The sequence below is a fragment of the Candidatus Rokuibacteriota bacterium genome, from assembly GCA_016209385.1.
Classification (GTDB): domain Bacteria; phylum Methylomirabilota; class Methylomirabilia; order Rokubacteriales; family CSP1-6; genus JACQWB01.
Genome location: JACQWB010000224.1, coordinates 13,951 through 31,540, shown reverse-complemented (window position 1 = coordinate 31,540; position 17,590 = coordinate 13,951). Strand labels below are relative to the sequence as shown.

The following is a 17,590-nucleotide window of genomic DNA, read 5'->3' as shown; positions in this document are numbered from 1 at the left end:
GGCCTCGACGGCCCCCTCCGAGGCCTCCCCCAGGAATGGCAGTTCGAGCCGAGGGGCTGCCGACGAGCCGCAGGCGAGGAGAGCCACGAGGCGAGGCCCGAGTCGGTTGCGCGGGCGAAGCCCGCGCTCGAAGGGCATTAGTCCGACATGCTGCTAGCCTCGTCGCGGGCCATCGGGGTCGAAATCGCCGACACGCGGCTGATCGTCGTGGAGGCGGACCCGGCCACCGACCCGCTCACCATCCGGGCGGTCTCCGGGGAGGTCTCGGCGGCAGGACTCGGAGCGTCGCTCAGGAGCGCGCTGGCCCAGGGGGGCATCAGCGCGCGAGTGGTCCACCTGGTCCTGTCCGAGCCGGACGGCATCCATCGCGTCCAGGTTCTTCCCCCCATGAGAGCGAGCGAGCGGCAGCTCTTCTTGGAGCGCGAGCTGGGTCGCGAGATCGGCGGCAATCCGCTTCTCGGATACACGATCGTGAGGCAGGTCGAGGGAACGCCGCGAAAGGACGAAGTGCTGGTGGCCGCGGTCCCGCGCAAGAGGACGGATCAGACTCTGGCCGCGCTGATCGCCGCCCGGCTTGCTCCCCGCCTGGTGACCACGGCCCCCCTGGCCTTGTGGAGCGCGGCCCAGATCCTGTCGCAACCCTCCTTCGACCGCCCCACCGCGGCGGTCCACTGGGGGTTTCATGGCCTCACCGTCAGCGTGGCTGACGAGGGCGTGCTCAGGTTCTCCCGCGAAATTCCGCACCTTGCGGTTCCCGGTCTCGACGCCGGGGAGTGGTTCGTCACGGAATTCCAGCGCTCGATCCGCCAGTACATGCAGGCGGCTAAGGGGCGAGCCGTCGCCAGCGTTCTCGTGGGCTCGGTGGACGTTCGCCTGGAGCGGGCCCTTCCCGACGTGGAGGCCCGCCTGGGCCTGCCCGTCGTGAATCTGAACGAGGCTGTCCGGGCCCTGTTTCCGGAGGGCGCGGAAGGGGTGATGGCGCCCTCCCCGGGCGCCATCGTGCTCCCGCTCGGGGCGGCGCTGCTCGCCCCGAAGGCAACCCCCAACCTGCTGCCCCTGTCCATCCTCGCCCGGCGCCGGGTGGCACTGCTCAAGCGCGCGGCCGCGGCGGCGGCGGTGCTGCTCGTGGGTTCCCTGGGCTATTCCGCGTGGGGCGCGGCGCAGGAGGCGGCCAGCTACCGCAAGGCACTGACGAGGCTGACGGCCCAGAGGCAGGCCCGCCAGGCGGAAGCAGCCCAAGTGGAGCGGACCAAGCAGGAGCGGCAGACGCAGTACGAGCGCATCCGCCTGCTCAAGACCGATCCCCTCGGAGCGGCCCCGCTGGCGGAGGTTTTCAAGGAAATCAGCCGGGTGGCTCCGGGAGAGCTTCACCTGGATCGCCTGGCCCTCCGGCGGGATCACACCGGGCTGAGCATCCGGCTGACCGGGGCCGTCGAGTCCAGGGACCTGGCCCGGGCCCAGTCGGAGTTCAATCGCTTTTACTTCGGCCTCCAGGGCTCGCCGTTCTTTTCGCAGGTGATCTTCAATCCCCCCGCTGCTTCCAAGGTCATGCTCCAGCAGGGCCCGTCTCCAAGCGTGGAGGGGCGAACCGTGAGGGACATCCAGCGGCGCGCCGAGCTGGCCGAAGACCGCGAGGGGGTCCTGGGCAAGGGGAAAAAGCTGGCGTTCCAGCTGGAACTTCGCGTGAGGGAGATGAAGTAGGTGCCGTCGCTCCCCAAGCTTCCCGAATTTCAAAAGCTCCGCTTCGAGGTGCAGGTCGCGGTCGTGGCCGCGGCGCTGGCCCTCGTCGGCGTGGGCGGCTATGCGGGTCTCGTGGCCCCGAAAGATCGAGAGATCAGAACCCTCAAGGCCCAGCTCCTGAGGGAAGGGTCCGGCCCGCCGGCTCTGGTCCAATCCTCCCAGGCTGTGCCCCCCATCGCCGAGGAGGAACGGAAGCTCTGGAGGCAGCTCGAGGCGCGCCTGCGCCAGCGCTTCCCCGGCGAGAAGGATCTGCCCGGGGCCCTCGAGGCTGTCGCGGAGCTGGCGCGGTCCGCACGCATGGAGCTGAGCACGCTGCAGCTCCAAACCCCGACGGCGAAGCCGAGCGGTCCTCCCGCCGGACCTCCGGGCGGCGCTCCGAGCCAGCCGGCGTTCCAGGTTTCGCCGCCGCTCGCCCTCAGCCCGTCCGTCATCAAGCTGACGGCGTTTCACCGCTACCGGGATCTCGTCCAGTTCCTCGAGGGCCTTGACCGCCTCCGCGTTTTTGTGACCGTCGAGTCCCTGGAGGTGAAGCGGGAGGAGAGTCGGCTGAGCACCGAGATGACGCTCCGCACCCTCAGGTGGGAGACATCGTGAACGCGACAGCGGGCGTGACCCACCCCGACGCTCTCTAGCCCATGGACATTCGGCGCGTTCTGTTCATGGCGGTTCTGGTCGCGGGGCTCGTCTACGCCTGGATGACCTCTCCGCTCACCAAACAGTTCAGGGGTGGGGCAACGAAGCGACCTGCGGCCCAACGGGCCCTCCAGGCTGGCGCGGGGCAGCCCGGGGTCAGTCAGCCGTCCGCGGCCCCCCCAGCTTCCCCCCTCTCTCAGGACGAGCTGGCCCGGTGGCGCGGGACCCACGAGGGTGCCTGGAGTCGGGATCCCTTCCTGACCGCCGAAGAGGAGCAGGCGTTGCTCTCGCCGAAGCCCAAAGCCACCGGAGCCGCGCCCTCGGCTCCGCTGCCGTCCTACACCTTGAAGGCCGTCCTGATCTCAGAGGCCGGGAAGGTCGCCACCCTTGACGGGCGTGTCGTCAGTGAGGGTGAGCTGATCGGCGAGGAACGGCTCGTGGAAATCCGTCCGGACGGGGTGGTCCTGGAGCGGGCCGGCCAGCGCCGCCGGATCAGCCTCCCCGGGGGCGCCACCCCCATCGTCGAAACAGACTCGCGCCAGAAAGGCGGCGGAGGATAATGCCAGAGATGAGAACCCCGCGGCTCGGGATCCTGCTCGCTCTCCTCCTCCTCGGGGCGTGCGCAACGCCGCCGGTCAAGACCACCGAGCCCCAACCCCCTCAGGTTCCCCCGGTGGTGGAACGGCGGCTCCCCGAGCTGCCGGTAACCCAGGTGGAACAGGAAGTGGCGAAGGTGGAGCCCCGGAAGCTCTACACCCTCGCGGTGCGGGACGCGGACATCCGTGAAGTCCTCCTGACCTTCGGAAAGAAGACCGATCTCAACCTCGTGTTCGGGCCGGACGTCAAAGGCACGGTGACCGTGGATTTGAAGCGGGTGACCCTGGAGGAGGCCCTCGACTCCCTTCTCTCCCCCATCGGCCTCGGGTACGCGCGCGAGGGGAACTTCATCCGGGTCTTCGTGCCAGCCCCCGAGACCCGAATCTTCACCCTGAGCTACATCTCCACGACCCGCAGCGGCGGCGCGACCCTGAGCGCGACGGCGGGAGGGGCCGGGGGCGTGACGGTCGGGACGGCGGTCACCGGAGGCGGAGTCGCGGCTGGCGGCGGGGGTGGCGCGGGAGCGTCCAGCTCCGTCACCTCCGCTGACGTCGTGGACCTCTGGGGCGACATCGAGAAGAACCTGACCAACCTCATTTCGAAGGACGGCAAGGTGGTGGTCAACCGGACCGCCGGGATCGTGGCCGTCACCGACTTCCGCAAGAACATCCAGCGGATCGCCCGGTATCTCGAGCTCATCGAGGGGTCGGTCCAGCGCCAGGTCATCATCGAGGCGCAGATCGTCGAGGTCAAGCTGACCAAGGAGTATCAGGCCGGGATCAACTGGAGCCTGATCCCGCACAACCTCAAGATCAATCCCTTGGGGACCGAGCTGCGAGGGGCCCTGACGGGCGGCGGCATTTTAGGCCAGACCCTGGCTCCCACCGCGAGCCTCTTCCAGGTCGGGCTCGCGACCCGTGTGGGCGCGCAGACGATCCAGCTGCTCCTGAACGCCCTGTCCAAGCAGGGCACCGTGACCATCCTGTCGAGCCCGAAGATCTCCACCCTGAACAACCAGAAGGCCGTGATCAAGGTGGCGACCGACGACGTCTTCTTCACGACGACGCGGACCCGGGAACCGGTCACCGGCCTGGAGACCACGACGGTGACCCCCCAGACCATCACCGAGGGGATCGTCCTCGACGTGACCCCTCAGATCGCCGACGACAACACCGTCATCATGAACATCCGCCCGAGCATCTCCGAGCGGGTGGGCCAGGCCACGTCTCCGGACGGGAGCATCGTGCCGATCATCGCGGTCCGCGCGACCGATACCGTGGTGCGGGCGCAGGATGGGCAGACCGTGATCATCGGCGGCCTGATGCAGCACAAAAGTAGCCGATCCACCACGGGCGTTCCCGGAATGCAGGACGTGCCGGTCTTGGGGGGGCTGTTCAGGCAGCGGGCGGATGAGGGGAGCAAAACCGAGCTGGTGATCCTGCTGACTCCCGCCGTGGTCATCGGCCGCCGGGCAAGCGAGCTCTCCCCGACGGAGCTGGAGTTGCTCCGGGAGGCTGGTGGCGCCCGCGCGCTCCGCCGCTGAGGCGCCGGGGGACATCCGAGGCCGCAAATGTATGAGGCGTTCTACGGGCTCAGGGAAAAACCCTTCAGCCTGACCCCCGACCCCAAGTTCTTCTACCTCTCCCAATCGCACCGGGACGCCCTCGACCACCTCCTCTACGGCATCCAGCAGCGGGAGGGGTTCATCGTCATCACGGGGGACGTCGGGACGGGAAAGACCACGCTCTGCCGCGCCCTCCTCGGGAAGCTCGACGAACGGACCAAGACCGCTCTGATCTTCAACCCCATGCTGTCGCAGGAGGAGCTGCTCCGCTCGATCCTCCAGGATTTCGGCCTCCGGGGCGCCGGTGCGACGAAGAAGGAGCTGATCGATGAGCTCAACGAGTTCTTGATCCGGCTCCTCACCGAGGGCCGGAACGCCGTCCTCATCGTGGACGAGGCTCAGGATCTGTCCGAGCAGATCCTGGAGCAGATCCGGCTCCTCTCCAACCTGGAAACCGAGAAGGAGAAGCTCATCCAGATCATCCTGGTCGGACAGCTCGGCCTGCTCGATCTCCTGAGCGCGCCCGGGTTGAAGCAGCTCAACCAGCGGGTCTCGGTCCGCTTCAAGATCCGTCCCCTCTCCCCGCACGAGACGAACCAGTACATCTTCCACCGGCTCCTGGTGGCCGGGTCCACGGGAGAGGCGATCTTCTCCCCGGCGGCCCTCCAGGCCATCTACCGCTACTCGCAGGGGGTGCCTCGCCTGGTCAACCTGGCGTGTGACCGGGCGCTGCTCCAGGGGTTCGTGGATCAGGACTCCCGGATCACCGCCGAGCGGGTGAACCTGGCCCTGAAGAGCCTCGACCAGGAGGTAGGGATGGGACCCGCCGGGTTCACGCCGCGACGCTCCGCGTCGCGGGCCGCCCAGCTCGTCCTCGTGGCGATGCTCGTCCTCGTGGCCGGGTTCGCGGGCGGGTGGCTTAGCGCCAGGGGGTGGCTCAGCGCCAGCCAGCCCGGAGCCCCGGGATCTGTACCCCCCCGACAGGAAGCGGCGTCCGAGGACACGCCGGCCGGATCACCCTTTACCGTGTTTGTGAGCAGCCATCGGACTGAGGCCGAGGCCCGCGACGCCGAGCGACAGCTCCAGCAGCGGGGGTACGACCCGTTCACGGCCGTCAGAGCCGGCAGCGCGGGAGAGCGAAGCTACTGGGTGTTCGCCGGCCGCTTCCGGGACCTGGAGGGGGCCAACAGGACCCGCGAGCGGCTGGCCAGGCAAGACGGATATTCCGAGACGCAGATCATGCGGGTGGCGGAAGCCGTGAAGAAGGAGCAATGAGTCTCATCGCCGATGCCCTCAAGCGGGCCCAGCAGGGGATCGCTGGCCGCCTTCCCCCGCTCCCCGGCAATCGGTCTCCACGGTCTGGCCGAGGAGCGGAAGGGCTGCCGGGGCGAAGGGTTCTCTTCATCATCGGGTTCATGGGCGTCGGCGGGACGCTTGTGATCGGTGCTCTGTGGCTGACGACGCCCCGAAAGAGCGCTTCGCTCCGGACCGCGGCCCCGCCCCCGCTGATCGTAGGGGAAACCCAGCCGGCACCCGGATCGGCCGCGGAGAAGGCGGAGAAGGCGAAAGGGACGAAGGCCCAGGCGTCCCCCAAGGTCAAAGACGAGACGACGATCACGGATGTTCTTGCGGCGCTCCAGCTCAAGCCCGAGGAGACGCTCCCTGGTGCGCCGCGCGAAGACCGGGGGGGCGTCGCGCGCGCCACCCGCAAGCCGGACCCGCGCCGGGAGATCGCGCTCCAGCGCGCGCGCGATGCCCTGGAAGGTGACAAGCCGCCGGCGCCGTCAGGCGGGTCGGCGCCGGTCGCGTCCCCTGGCCGCGCGGCGTCTCAGGAAGCAGGCCCCGCTCAAGCTGTCGCAAAGGCGGAGGCGACGAAGGCGGGGCCGCCGCCGCCCCCTCCGACCCTCGAAGTGCACGCCTCGGGGAAAGAGGCGCTGCGGTGGTTTGCCGAAGGCCTTCGCCATCAGCGGGAAGGGCGATATGTCCAGGCCATCGAGGAATACGAGAAATCCATCGCCGCGGATCCCCGCAACCTTGAGGCGTACAACAACCTGGGCGTCCTCTTCAAAGAGACCGGCCGCCTGGACCAGGCCGCCGAAGCCTTTCAGCGGGCCCTCGCCGTCGATCCCAAATACGAGAAGGCCCTGAACAACCTCGGGGTCGTCCGCTACCTGAAGGGGCAGTACGAGGAGGCGATCAGCCTGTTCAAGCGGGCCATCCTCATCAACTCGGAGAACCTGGAGAGCTACACGAACCTGGGCATCATCTACTTGCTGGCCGAGCGGCTGGAGGACGCGCGCGGGGCATTCGAGCGCGCCCTCCAGCTGGATCCCAAGCACGCGGAGACCCACTACAACCTGGCCCTCCTCTACGAGCGGCGCGGGATCTGGCCGAAAGCCTTCACCCATTACCAGCGGTTCATCGAGTTGGCCTCGCCCAAGCACGCGGCCCTCGTCGCGAAGGTGAGAGAGCGACTCCAGGCGCTGTCGCAGCGTCGGTCGTAGGCAGGTAGCCGGGTGCGGCCGGTCCGCGCGGCCGGGCATGATCGGGTGAAGAGTGGCATCGAGTTCTATAATTGTGGGGCACCCTAATGGGAGGGGCGACATGGACGATCGGCTGGCTGATGTGGAGCGGAACCTCGCGGAGCTGCAGCGGGGGATGACTGAGTTTCGTCGGGACGTGGCTCAGCGGATGGACAAAGGCTTCAGATGGTCGATTGTCACCATGGCCGTCGGCCTGATTATCACCTGGTTCGGCATTTACATGCTCCTCTCGAGGAGCGCGACCCTTCTGAAGAAGTTCCTGCTCTCCTGAGGGGGTCTTGGCGTAGACGGACATGACTGCCACACCGCGGGAACGTGACACCCGCCGCTGGACGTAGCGCCATGGTGAGGCCCGGGGTAACCCGGCAGCTCATCCGCTCGGTCAGACGGGTCACCGGAATCCGCCTCACGATCTTCCTGCCCCTGTTTCTGATGGGGCTGGTCGTCGCGGTCGGGCTCTGGGCTATCCGCCTGACCACCGCCGCGGTCGGCAAGTCGAGCATCTCGCAGCTTTCGGTCGCCGAGATCCAGGCGCTGCGCGAGACCGCGTTCCTCGTGGTCGGCGTCGGCGGCGGAGGGGCGCTCTTGCTCGGGATCCTCCTGGCCATCGCCATCAGCCGGCCGATCCGGACGCTCCTGAAGCGGAGCGAGCGGGTCATCCCGGTCTCGCTCCCGCGCGCCCCGGTGAAGAAGATCGACGAGCTGTCGAGCCTGAGCAACACCCTGAACCATCTGCTTCTCTCCTTCGAGAAGTACGCGCGCGTCTCGGATATCTTCGATCGCCTCCCGGAGGGAATCCTGGCGGTGAGCCCCGGCGGCGAGATCCTGGGCGCCAACGCGGAGGCCCAGCGGATCTTCGGGCAAGGGCCGGACGGACTGGTCGGGACACGTCTCGCGGACCTCGTCGAGCGCGGCCAGGCGGAGAACGACCGCTTCCTCGGGCTGTGGCAACGCGCGGTCGACCGGACGCCGACCACCTTCTCCCATCTCACGCTCCAGCGAAAGGACGGCACCCGCGTGGACGTTCGGGGGAGCCTCGCCCTGTCCGAGTCGCCGGGCGGGCCCGGGGAGGAGGTGATCCTGACCGTTCAGGACCTGGCCCGGGTTCGCACGATCCAGGGTGAGGTCCGTCGGGTGGACCAGCTGGCCGCGCTGGGAGCGCTTGCGGCGAGCATCGTTCACGAGATCGGGGGCGCGGTCCTGGCCATCCAGACCCTCGTGGATCTCATCGCCTCCCAGATCCCTGAGCAGAGCCCCCAGTCCCGCTACGCGGAGAAGATCCAGGGCGAGCTGGATCGGATCCGGCGCCTCGCGGATGAGATTCGGACCCTCGCCCAGGTCGAGCTCCGCGAGCCGGTCCCGTGTCAGGTGGAAAATCTCGTGGCTGAGACCCTGTGGCTAGCCGAGACCCGCTTCCGGGAAAAAGGGATTACCGCGACCAAGCGCATTGCCGCGGACCTCCCACCCGTCCTCGGCGATCCCGATCGTCTGAGCCGGGCGTTTCTCAACATCCTCACCAACGCCTTCGAGGCGACGCCGGCAGGGGGCCGCGTGGCGGTGGAGGTGGCTGAAGAGGCGGCACCCGACGACCTCGGCGCGGGACGGCTCATCGCGGTACGGATCGTGAACACCGGCTCGCACATCCCGCCCAGAGACCTCGACCGCATTTTCGACCTCTTTTACACGACCAAAAAAGAAGGGTCGGGGCTCGGCTTGCCCGTGGCGGCCCGCGCGGTGGCGGATCACGGCGGGAAGATCACCGCCAGGAGCTCGCCCGAAGAGGGGACCCAGTTCACGCTCTTTCTCCCCGCCGCCAGGGCTGCAGCACCTCCGTGACCAGCTCGTCGCCGGAGTCCATCGCGATCCTTCTGGTCGAGGACGAGGAGCCCGTCCGTTTCGCGCTGGAGACCGCGCTCAAAGAGCAAGGGTACGCGGTCGAGGCGTGCGCGAACGCGGAAGAGGCCCTCGAGCGCCTCCACACCCAGACCTTCGACATCGCCATCACCGACGTGAAGCTTCCCGGGGCGAGCGGCCTCGACTTCGTCAGCCGCGCCAGAGCCCTGAGCCCGGAGCTGATCCTCGTCGCCATGTCGGGAGTCGCGACCAAGAATCAGGCCATCGAAGCCCTCGCGCGCGGCGCGTACGACTTCTTCTCCAAACCGTTCAGGCTCGAGGAGCTCAAAGTGGTCATCGCTCGGGCCTTGGAGCGGCGGCAGCTCCAGCGCGAGGTCCAGCGACTCCGGGACACTCTCCAGCGCCGGTACGACTTCCCCAGCCTGGTCGGGCAGAGCGGGCGGATGGAGGAAGTCTTCGCGTCCCTCAGCAAGGTGATCCGTACCCACGTGACGGTCCTGATCCAGGGCGAGAGCGGAACCGGAAAGGAACTGGTGGCCGAGGTCATCCACCAGAACGGCCCGCGCAAGGGAGGGCCGTTCATCAAGGTGAACTGCGCCGCCATCCCCGAAGGGCTTCTCGAGAGCGAGCTGTTCGGTCACGAGCGAGGCGCCTTCACCGGGGCCACGACACAGAAACCGGGAAAGTTTGAGCTGGCGCACGGGGGCACCCTCTTTCTCGACGAGGTCGGAGATATGGCGCTGGCCACCCAGGCCAAGATCCTCAGGGTCCTCGAGGCCCGGGAGATCTATCGGGTCGGGGGAACCCGGCCCCTGAAGGTGGATGTGCGCATCATCGCCGCCACGAACAAGTCCCTGGCTGACGCGGTCCAGCGCAAGGAGTTCCGCGAGGACCTCTACTACCGCCTCAACGTCTTCAGCATCGTCCTCCCGCCCCTCCGGGAGCGCGCCGGGGACATTCCCCTTCTTGTCGAGGCCGCTCTCCGGGAGATCGGCGATACCGCGGGGAAGATGGTGAAGGGAGTCTCCCCGGAGGCGCTCGAGCGGCTGATGGCCTATTCGTGGCCGGGAAATGTGCGAGAGCTGAGGAACACCATCGAGCGGGCGACGGTCCTGTGCGACGGAGACCTGATCCAGGCAGAGGACCTTCCGGTTCACCTCCAGGCCTCCCCCGAGCCAGGACCTGAGGATCACGGGAAGGCGAAGCACCTGGATGACCGGCTGGCGGAGATGGAGCGCACCCTGATCACCGAGGCTCTCAGGGAGAGCCGGGGCGTCCAGGCCCAGGCGGCAAGAAAGCTCGGGATCAACGAGCGGAGCCTCTGGTACCGCATCAAGAAGTTCGGCATCGACCCCGACAGCTTCAAACCTTGAAACGACGATTTGGGGCCGCCTCGGGGCGTGTCGCAGTAATGCTCTTCGAGCGTGCACCCACGCCTTCGGCGTGGGTACCCGGCCCGCGCAATTGACTCGGGCCTCGCGCGGCGGGTGGCCTGCCTCGCGGCATGGCCGAACCCGCCACGCTCGAACCACCATCCGGGGGAGGCCTCGGAGGGGGACACCCGCGCCTTCGGCGCGGGTAGCCGGGTCCCCTCCGATTGTCCTCGGGGCCCGAAGGCTGGCCACAGAAGATGTGGGGCCCCTACAAAATTTGCAGAAGGGTTGCCCCCTCGTGGCTTTGAGACCCGGCCGGAACCGTGCTCTCAACGTCTGTATATTGCCATAAAATCAAATAGTTACATCTTGTTCCCCGCATTGGCGACGGGAAAGCTAGGGTGGCTCGATTGTTGCTGTCCTTGGGTGGTCGGACAACCGGCATGATCGGTGAGCCGAGAACCAACGGAAGCAGAGGAGACAAAAGAATGGGGCGATTCACAAGCTTTCTCAGAGGGTTCCTCAAGCCGTTGCGGGATACCAGAGGGGCCACGCTCTATGAGACGACGGCGGTCGTCGCCATGACCGCGGTCATGGCCGCAGTGGCGATCCCCATGGCGCTCCAGAGCATTGAGAACTCGAAGGTGAGCAGGGCCGCCAACGAAGTCCTGACCATCAGCAACGCCATCTCCAAGTTCCAGGAGCACACCGGCCGCATCCCGGGCGAGATGGAGATCAAGCGGGCGGGGAGCAGCCTTTGCTTCCTCCAGAGCGGCGTGCCGGGCACTGACCCGAGCACGAGCACGCTCCTGCCCCAGGTGGATAGCCTGGGCACCGCGAGCAAGCCCTTTGACGCCAGCGAGTTCCTGGGACGGCCGTGCAACACGATCACGGCGACCAATGTCCTGAATCTGAACAGCTTTCTAGTCCAGAAGCCCAGCGAGTCCGACTATCCGGGCTGGAACGGCCCGTACATGGAGCCCATCGCCAGCGACGGGTGGGACCGGGCCTACATCTTCAATCCTCTCCCTCTGATGTTCGCCAGCAAGGTCCCGGACCCCGGGCTTGGCCAGTCCGCAGACACCGCCGGAAAGATCGGCTACGGCTGGGTCCTCACCGTCGGGCCCGACAGGTTGCTCCAGACCGCGCTGACCATGGCGCAGCTTGATCCTAACGGCGACGACATCGGGAGGAACCTGGGCGCTCGAATCATCAAGTCGGCCGGCGGCGCGACCGCGGCGAGCCAGTAACGGGACAGCGTCGGGGTGGGAGTGAGGGTGCGATGAAGCGCGACAGCGGGATGACGGGGTGGGTCGGGAGGGCGGTCAGGCGCCTCCTGAGAACCCTCAGGGACTCGCGCGGTGTGACTCTCTACGAGACCACGGCAGTCGTGGCTATGACGGCGGTGATCGCCGCCGTGGCTCTGCCCGTGGCTATCGACCGGATCGAGAACGCCAAGGAGGGCCGTGCAGCCAGTGAGGTGCTGACCCTGGCAAACGCCATGATGAGGTTCTTCGAGGAAACTGGCCGGTGGCCTGGAGAAGCCGAGATCCGGACTCCGGGGAGTGCCTTCTGCTTCCTCCAGACCGGGGTGCCGAGCGCTGACCCGAACACGGGCACCCTCCTCCCCGACACGAGGAACCTGGGGCTGATTGACGCCCGGGACTTTCTGGGCCGGACGTGCGACAGCGTCTCCCCCATCAACACGCTGAACGTCAACGACTATCTGGTCCGGAAACCTGCCGCGGTAAACTACCCCAACTGGCGCGGCCCCTACATGGAGCCCATCGCCAGCGACCCGTGGGACCGGGCTTACCTGTTGAACGTGCTCCCGCTGATCTTTTCGGGCGAGGTGGAGGATCCCGGCCTGGGGAAATTCTCGGACACCGGGGGGAAACTCGGGTTTGCCTGGGTCCTGTCCGTCGGGCCCGACCGGCTCCTTCAGACACCGTTGACCGCGTCCCAGCTCGCCGCGGGCTCTGACGACGTCGGGAAGAGCCTCGGCAAGCGGATCGAGAGCTCGGCGGGAGGCAAAAGCGCGAAGGCGCTGACGCCAAGCACGCCCACCGGCGTGCAGCCGTAATAGGAACGTAATAGGAACGATGGAAAAGGTAGGAAAGAAGACGAGAGGGGGGAACACATCCATGCGTGGACTCAGTGGGACGCTGCGAAAGATCCGGGGGGAATACGGCGTCACGATGATGGAGCTCATCGTGATCCTGGGGGTCCTTAGCGTGCTGGCCGCAATCCTGGCCCCGATGGTGATAAACTATCTGGACGACGCCAAGAAGCAGAAGGCTCTGTCTGACGTCATGACCCTTCAGGGCACCATCCTCAGGCTTACCAAGGACGTGGGCCACTTCCCGCTCTACAAGGACGGGACCCAGACCACCGGGAAGCTGGACTGGGAGCTGCTCCAGGGCCCTGGCAACGACCCTCAGGACCACGACAGCAAGAAGTGGCTCAACGCTCAGGGAAAGACCGACGACCTCGAGAACCACCTGATCAAGAACAACCCCGGTTCCAAAAAGTACGAGACCGACCCAACGAAGAGTCGCTTCCTCTGGCGGGGTCCCTACATGGAGCTGATCGGCGTGGACCCCTGGGGGAACCGGTACCTGGTAAACATCAAGAACGCTGACCCCGCGGACAATCCGGCGAAGGTGGTCTGGGTCCTCACGGCTGGCCCCAACGGTAAGATCGAGACCGACCCGGACTCGCTCGCGGACTCCGGGGCTCTCCCTGTGAATGATGACATTGCTGTCAGGATTAAATAGCGGCAGGGTAAGGTTTCTTGACCACCCCAAACCAGTAAGGAGGACGCGAGAATGGAACGGATCAGCCGAGTGGTCAGAGCAGTGCTGAGGCACTTCAGGGACTCCCGCGGCGCGACCCTCTACGAGATCACCGCGGCTGTCGCCATGGCCGGGATCCTGGCCGCCGTGGCGGCGCCCGTGATCATCGAGCGCGTCGGGGAGGCTAAAGTCGCCCGGGCCGTTGGCGAGATCGACGCCATCTGGGCCGGGATGCAGAACTTCCAGCGGGACACCGGCAAGATGCCCGGCGAGGCGGAGGCGGCGTTTCTCCTCTTCACCGGTACCACAGGGACTGTTCATGCTGCGCTCCCTGATATCAGCGACGGTGCCATCACGGTTGGAAGCGTGAGCCTCAGCGGCACCAGCCCTACGTGTTCGTCCGACAAGTGCAAGAACATCAATGACTACCTGGTGAGGGACCCGAACACTGTTTTCGGAAAAGTAGACGGAAAGGACAGGTACCAGAACTGGAAGGGTCCCTACACCGATGAGATTCTCACTGATCCCTTTGACCGCGCCTACATCACGAACGTGGCGCCATTGTACAAGCAGGAACCGGCGGGCAGCGCCGGAGGCGTGGGCGGCAGCTGCGGGTTTGGCTGGATCATCACCGGCAGCGCTGACCGGGTGCTGGAGACGAAGCTGACCGACACCGCGTTGCATCCGACCTCCGACGATATCGGCAAGAACAAGGGAAAGAAGATCGGTCCAGGAGCTGGTTGCTCATAAGGCGACCCACCGTGAAAGCCTACCCACCCGGGGATGATCAACGCGCCATCTCCGGGCGGGTAGGCGGACCGCTGAACCCAGTTGAGCACCGCTGTCAGGGAGCCAGGGAGAGCATGAGTCGATCAAAGGTCAGAGGCAAGGGGTCGGGCGCCAGCGGCTTCACGCTGCTCGAAGTAGTGATCGTCCTGGCGGTCCTGGCGGTGATCGGCGCGATCCTGGCCCCGATGGCCTATCAGCTCCTCGTGGCCGAGCGCGCCAGCGCCGTCGAGGACGAGCTTCAGGCGATCTACCAGGCCGTCGTCGGCAACCCCGAGAAGGGGATCTTCGGTTATGTGGGGGATGTGGCGAAGTACCCGGCGAGCCTTGTCGACCTGGTCGCCGTCTCCAGGGATGCCAACGGGATCCCGATGGATGCCAAGGGAAACCAGATCCCGGGCTGGAGGGGGCCCTACCTCCAGAACGTCCGCTTGGAGAACGGCCTCCACACCGATCCCCTGAACCGCCCCTACGAGTACTTCCTCGTCCCCGTGGACAGCGGGGTTGGTAACAAGTTTGCGGTCATCAGCCGGGGCCTCGACGGCGTTTCGACGAACACTGCCGACAACCCGAACTTCAAGGACAATTATACCGGGCCGGCTCCCACTGACCCCACATATACCAGCGACCACCCTGAGAATGTCGACAACGCCGTCTTCCCCAAGCCGACGCCACCGAATCCCGGTGCCTTCAATCTGACGAATCCCGAGGCCCTCAACGTGATCGTCAGCGGAGACGTGGCGCTGAACATCCTCAACTTCGACAATAACCCCAAGGTCAACGCCTTTGTCCCTGCCTGCCCCCAGCTCTTCAACGTCACGGCTACTTCGGTGGCTCGGAAAGCTGTGGAGGCTGACCTGCCCTACGTCCAGGGGCTCACGGTTGACCTGGTCCAGGGCCAGTACAGCACGGTGATTACCCCCCAAGACCAGAGAACCGTCTCCTGGACCGAGACCCTGACGGTTCTGCCCGCGGCGACTCTGACGCGGACGCTGAACCTGACCGGTCTGGACTCGAGCGGGACTCCCCTCTTCAACCTCGTTGTGGCGAACAAGTTTTCCGCAACGAACGTGGAGGTCCTGGAGTTCGACACCAAACTGAAGAGCACCGACAATAAAACGAAGGTCAACGCGGGCGAGACCAAGACCTTCACGCCCCACGGCTGCGGCCAGATCTATATCAAGGCAACCGGCGACAGCAAGATCATGCCGAAGAATGCCGTGGTGGACCAGTTCGTCATGCCCTACGGCCACTTCACCCGCAACGTGGGGACGGACGCCGCCAACGTGACGATCGTCAACAGGGTCGAGAAGCGCCTGAAGGTCTTCCGTAACAAGATCCTGATCGGGACGGTGCCGCGCGGCGATGTCCACGACGACGAGGGCAAGAAGCACCCGCACATCAAGACCAAGACCTTCAAAGACCTCATGGCCGGCGACCTGGTCGAGGTCACCGACAAAGACCTGATCCTCCTCGCCTCGCTCATCCTCGCGGCGGGCGACAACACCCTGACCGTCCAGTAGGCCGGTGTCGGACAAGATCCTGGTCGTCGACGACGAGCCGGTAGTGGCCGAGACCGTCGCCGAGGTCCTGCGAGCGGCGGGCTACGAACCTGAGACGAGCACCGACAGCGTGGCCGCGGTCAGGCAGCTCGCCGCGGCCGCCTACGACCTGATCGTCAGCGACATCATGATGCCGGACCTGACCGGGCTCCAGCTCCTCTCCCTGATCAAGGCGCGCAGTCCATCCCCCGAGGTGATCCTGATCACGGGTTTCTCGACGCGGGAGCGGGCCATGGAGGCGCTGGAACGCGGGGCCTTCGCGTATATCGAGAAACCCTTCGACTCGGCCGAGCTGCTGGAGCGGGTCAAGCAGGCGCTCTGGAAGCGGTGGCTGGCCGTGGAGTGGGATTCGCATCCCGAGGGCTCGTAGCCCCCTCGCCTCTCACGCCTGCTGAGCGTTCCGCATCGCTTCGCCCAATCCTTCCCGCGTGAGGAACGATGCTGCCCCGCTGGTTTGTCCTAGCGTTGATCATCTGGTTGGGGCTCTGGGTGGGGAGCTTCCTCAACGTCGTGATCTACCGGGTCCCGCGCGGAGAGTCGGTGGTCAAGCCCCGCTCGCGCTGCCCGCGCTGCGGCACGATGATCAGGTGGTACCAGAACCTCCCGCTCTTGAGCTTCGTGCTGCTGCGCGGCCGGTGTGCGTACTGCGGCGTCGGGATTTCCTGGCGCTACCCGCTGGTGGAAGCGGTCACGACTCTCTTCTTTGTGCTCACCTACCTGACCATCGGGTTGGGTGTCCGGATGCTGCTGGTCTGGTTTCTCGTCTCGGCGCTACTGGCCATTTTCTTCATCGATCTGGATTTCGGAATCATCCCCGACCGGATCACGCTCCCCGGCATCGCGCTTGGCCTCGCGTTTGCCGCGCTCACCCCCGGGCTCGGATGGGTGGAAGGCGCGCTCGGGAGCGTGGCCGGCGCCTGGGCCCTGTGGCTGGTCGCCTTCATCGGTGATGTTCTCTTCAAGGAGCGAGGCGTCCGCGGAGCCGATATAAAGCTGGCCGCCATGGTGGGAGCGTTCATGGGCTGGGACAGGCTGGTCGCGACCCTTTTGGCGGCCTCGGTGCTGGCGCTCGTGTGGCTCGGGGTGTCAACCCTCCTGCTGCGCGGGAAGGTCCAGAGGCATGCCACTCGCGTGGGACCGTACGTGAGCATTGCCGCGCTCGTCACGTTCCTTTTTGGCGACCGCCTCATTCGGTTCTGAGAGGACGCTGACAACTCCTGGTCGCGCGCGCACCCACTTCGTGGGTACCCGGCCGGTGCAAGTTTTGGGGGGAGGCACCGGAAGGGGGCGCGAGCCCCCCTCCAAGTGGTCTACCGCCGGCTTTGCCGGCGCAATCTGTGGGGGAGGCTTCGGAGGGGGTCCGGGTACCCACGCCGAAGGCGTGGGTGTCCCCCTCCGACTATTCTACCGGCCAGCGACGATGCGGTTGGGGAACCCCAGCTCCCGGTAGTGGCCGCTCAGCTTGTCCGACTGAGCGACGTCGAGCCGCGCCGCCGTCCGGATAACGTAGAGCGGGGCCCTTCCCTCCGCGCGGACGATCCTCGCGCCGTAGCCTTTCCCCCTGGCCGCAAGCGCGCGCTGGACCACCTCGCGCAGGACATCCGGACCCTCGCTGAACACAAACCCCGCGTCGCCCTCCCGGGGCGAAGCGGAGCCGCCAGGCCTGGCGCCGAGCTGGGCCCTCGCCTCTCCGGCGTCGGCGAGGTTTGGGAACGGACCGATGATCAGCGTGTAGAGCCCGTCGTCCAGATGGCTGGTGACCCGCAGGGTCGGCAGGCCCGCGTCTTTCAACCGCCGCTGGTACGCGTCGGCCTCCCCGAGCGTAGCGAAGGGCGGAAACTCGATGCCGTACCGCCGCGGGGTGGCCGGGGCTTCCGCGGCCGGCTCCGGCGTGGCTTCCTTCGGGGGTGGGGCCGGCTGACGCGCCGGCGGTGTCGCGGGGGCTGGCGCCGGCGCCTGGGCGGTCGGCGCCTGCGGGGCCACCTGGATTACCAGGGGTTGCTCCTGCCTGAGCTGAGCGCGGACAGGGGGCTTCTTCGGGAACAGGCGGGGATACCAGACGTATAGGCCGAGCCCGCCGATGACCACCATCCACACGACGAAGATCAGGAGCTTTTTGTTTCCCATCGCGAAGGCCATTTTC

The 17,590-nt window shown here is 66.6% G+C and carries 17 protein-coding genes; 16 read left to right on the top strand and 1 reads right to left on the bottom strand.

Features of this window, described 5'->3' with window-relative positions:
* Positions 1-147: 147 nt before the first annotated feature.
* From HY726_16730 to HY726_16655, 16 genes are all read left to right on the top strand, one after another.
* On the top strand, positions 148-1,701 hold the full coding sequence (locus tag HY726_16730; GenBank protein ID MBI4610643.1) for a hypothetical protein: 1,554 nt from the start codon (positions 148-150) through the stop codon (positions 1,699-1,701).
* Entirely contained in the window at positions 1,702-2,334 is a 633-nt protein-coding gene (locus tag HY726_16725) for a hypothetical protein (GenBank protein MBI4610642.1), read from the top strand.
* Between the two features lie 41 nt (positions 2,335-2,375).
* Positions 2,376-2,933 carry a hypothetical protein gene (locus tag HY726_16720; protein MBI4610641.1) on the top strand — a complete coding sequence of 186 codons (558 nt, stop codon included), beginning with the start codon at positions 2,376-2,378 and terminating at the stop codon, positions 2,931-2,933.
* Between the two features lie 8 nt (positions 2,934-2,941).
* Positions 2,942-4,513: a secretin and TonB N-terminal domain-containing protein gene (locus HY726_16715; protein ID MBI4610640.1), complete on the top strand. Its 1,572-nt coding sequence runs from the start codon at positions 2,942-2,944 to the stop codon at positions 4,511-4,513.
* Between the two features lie 27 nt (positions 4,514-4,540).
* Positions 4,541-5,809, top strand: a complete 1,269-nt coding sequence (locus tag HY726_16710) for an AAA family ATPase (protein MBI4610639.1) — start codon at positions 4,541-4,543, stop codon at positions 5,807-5,809.
* Positions 5,806-7,038: a tetratricopeptide repeat protein gene (locus HY726_16705; protein MBI4610638.1), complete on the top strand. Its 1,233-nt coding sequence runs from the start codon at positions 5,806-5,808 to the stop codon at positions 7,036-7,038. The genes HY726_16710 and HY726_16705 overlap by 4 nt, the downstream gene beginning before the upstream one ends.
* A gap of 100 nt (positions 7,039-7,138) precedes the next feature.
* Positions 7,139-7,348 carry a hypothetical protein gene (locus HY726_16700; GenBank protein MBI4610637.1) on the top strand — a complete coding sequence of 70 codons (210 nt, stop codon included), beginning with the start codon at positions 7,139-7,141 and terminating at the stop codon, positions 7,346-7,348.
* Between the two features lie 71 nt (positions 7,349-7,419).
* Positions 7,420-8,913, top strand: a complete 1,494-nt coding sequence (locus HY726_16695; protein MBI4610636.1) for a PAS domain-containing protein — start codon at positions 7,420-7,422, stop codon at positions 8,911-8,913.
* The gene (locus tag HY726_16690; protein ID MBI4610635.1) at positions 8,910-10,304 is read left to right on the top strand and encodes a sigma-54-dependent Fis family transcriptional regulator; all 1,395 of its coding nucleotides are present in this window, start codon (positions 8,910-8,912) and stop codon (positions 10,302-10,304) included. The genes HY726_16695 and HY726_16690 overlap by 4 nt, the downstream gene beginning before the upstream one ends.
* A 488-nt stretch (positions 10,305-10,792) precedes the next feature.
* Positions 10,793-11,554 carry a hypothetical protein gene (locus tag HY726_16685; protein ID MBI4610634.1) on the top strand — a complete coding sequence of 254 codons (762 nt, stop codon included), beginning with the start codon at positions 10,793-10,795 and terminating at the stop codon, positions 11,552-11,554.
* A gap of 32 nt (positions 11,555-11,586) precedes the next feature.
* The gene (locus HY726_16680) at positions 11,587-12,387 is read left to right on the top strand and encodes a type II secretion system protein GspG (protein MBI4610633.1); all 801 of its coding nucleotides are present in this window, start codon (positions 11,587-11,589) and stop codon (positions 12,385-12,387) included.
* A gap of 61 nt (positions 12,388-12,448) precedes the next feature.
* Entirely contained in the window at positions 12,449-13,081 is a 633-nt protein-coding gene (locus HY726_16675) for a hypothetical protein (protein MBI4610632.1), read from the top strand.
* A 51-nt stretch (positions 13,082-13,132) separates the two neighbouring features.
* The gene (locus HY726_16670; protein MBI4610631.1) at positions 13,133-13,849 is read left to right on the top strand and encodes a hypothetical protein; all 717 of its coding nucleotides are present in this window, start codon (positions 13,133-13,135) and stop codon (positions 13,847-13,849) included.
* Positions 13,850-13,962: 113 nt separating this feature from the next.
* Positions 13,963-15,408 (top strand): prepilin-type N-terminal cleavage/methylation domain-containing protein, encoded by a 1,446-nt coding sequence (locus HY726_16665; GenBank protein MBI4610630.1) that lies wholly within the window; start codon positions 13,963-13,965, stop codon positions 15,406-15,408.
* A 4-nt stretch (positions 15,409-15,412) separates the two neighbouring features.
* Entirely contained in the window at positions 15,413-15,817 is a 405-nt protein-coding gene (locus tag HY726_16660) for a response regulator (GenBank protein ID MBI4610629.1), read from the top strand.
* 68 nt (positions 15,818-15,885) lie between these two features.
* Positions 15,886-16,647 carry a prepilin peptidase gene (locus tag HY726_16655; GenBank protein MBI4610628.1) on the top strand — a complete coding sequence of 254 codons (762 nt, stop codon included), beginning with the start codon at positions 15,886-15,888 and terminating at the stop codon, positions 16,645-16,647.
* Positions 16,648-16,851: 204 nt separating this feature from the next.
* Here the strand turns inward: HY726_16655 and HY726_16650 are convergent, their stop codons facing one another.
* The gene (locus HY726_16650) at positions 16,852-17,574 is read right to left on the bottom strand and encodes an SPOR domain-containing protein (GenBank protein ID MBI4610627.1); all 723 of its coding nucleotides are present in this window, start codon (positions 17,572-17,574) and stop codon (positions 16,852-16,854) included.
* Positions 17,575-17,590 lie beyond the last annotated feature (16 nt).

Coding starts and splice junctions, on each gene's coding strand:
- HY726_16730 (MBI4610643.1), top strand. CDS start 148: ATGCTGCTAGCCTCGTCGCGGGCCATCGGGGTCGAAATCGCCGACACG.
- HY726_16720 (MBI4610641.1), top strand. CDS start 2,376: ATGGACATTCGGCGCGTTCTGTTCATGGCGGTTCTGGTCGCGGGGCTC.
- HY726_16715 (MBI4610640.1), top strand. CDS start 2,942: ATGAGAACCCCGCGGCTCGGGATCCTGCTCGCTCTCCTCCTCCTCGGG.
- HY726_16710 (MBI4610639.1), top strand. CDS start 4,541: ATGTATGAGGCGTTCTACGGGCTCAGGGAAAAACCCTTCAGCCTGACC.
- HY726_16705 (MBI4610638.1), top strand. CDS start 5,806: ATGAGTCTCATCGCCGATGCCCTCAAGCGGGCCCAGCAGGGGATCGCT.
- HY726_16700 (MBI4610637.1), top strand. CDS start 7,139: ATGGACGATCGGCTGGCTGATGTGGAGCGGAACCTCGCGGAGCTGCAG.
- HY726_16695 (MBI4610636.1), top strand. CDS start 7,420: ATGGTGAGGCCCGGGGTAACCCGGCAGCTCATCCGCTCGGTCAGACGG.
- HY726_16685 (MBI4610634.1), top strand. CDS start 10,793: ATGGGGCGATTCACAAGCTTTCTCAGAGGGTTCCTCAAGCCGTTGCGG.
- HY726_16680 (MBI4610633.1), top strand. CDS start 11,587: ATGAAGCGCGACAGCGGGATGACGGGGTGGGTCGGGAGGGCGGTCAGG.
- HY726_16675 (MBI4610632.1), top strand. CDS start 12,449: ATGCGTGGACTCAGTGGGACGCTGCGAAAGATCCGGGGGGAATACGGC.
- HY726_16670 (MBI4610631.1), top strand. CDS start 13,133: ATGGAACGGATCAGCCGAGTGGTCAGAGCAGTGCTGAGGCACTTCAGG.
- HY726_16665 (MBI4610630.1), top strand. CDS start 13,963: ATGAGTCGATCAAAGGTCAGAGGCAAGGGGTCGGGCGCCAGCGGCTTC.
- HY726_16655 (MBI4610628.1), top strand. CDS start 15,886: ATGCTGCCCCGCTGGTTTGTCCTAGCGTTGATCATCTGGTTGGGGCTC.
- HY726_16650 (MBI4610627.1), bottom strand. CDS start 17,574: ATGGGAAACAAAAAGCTCCTGATCTTCGTCGTGTGGATGGTGGTCATC.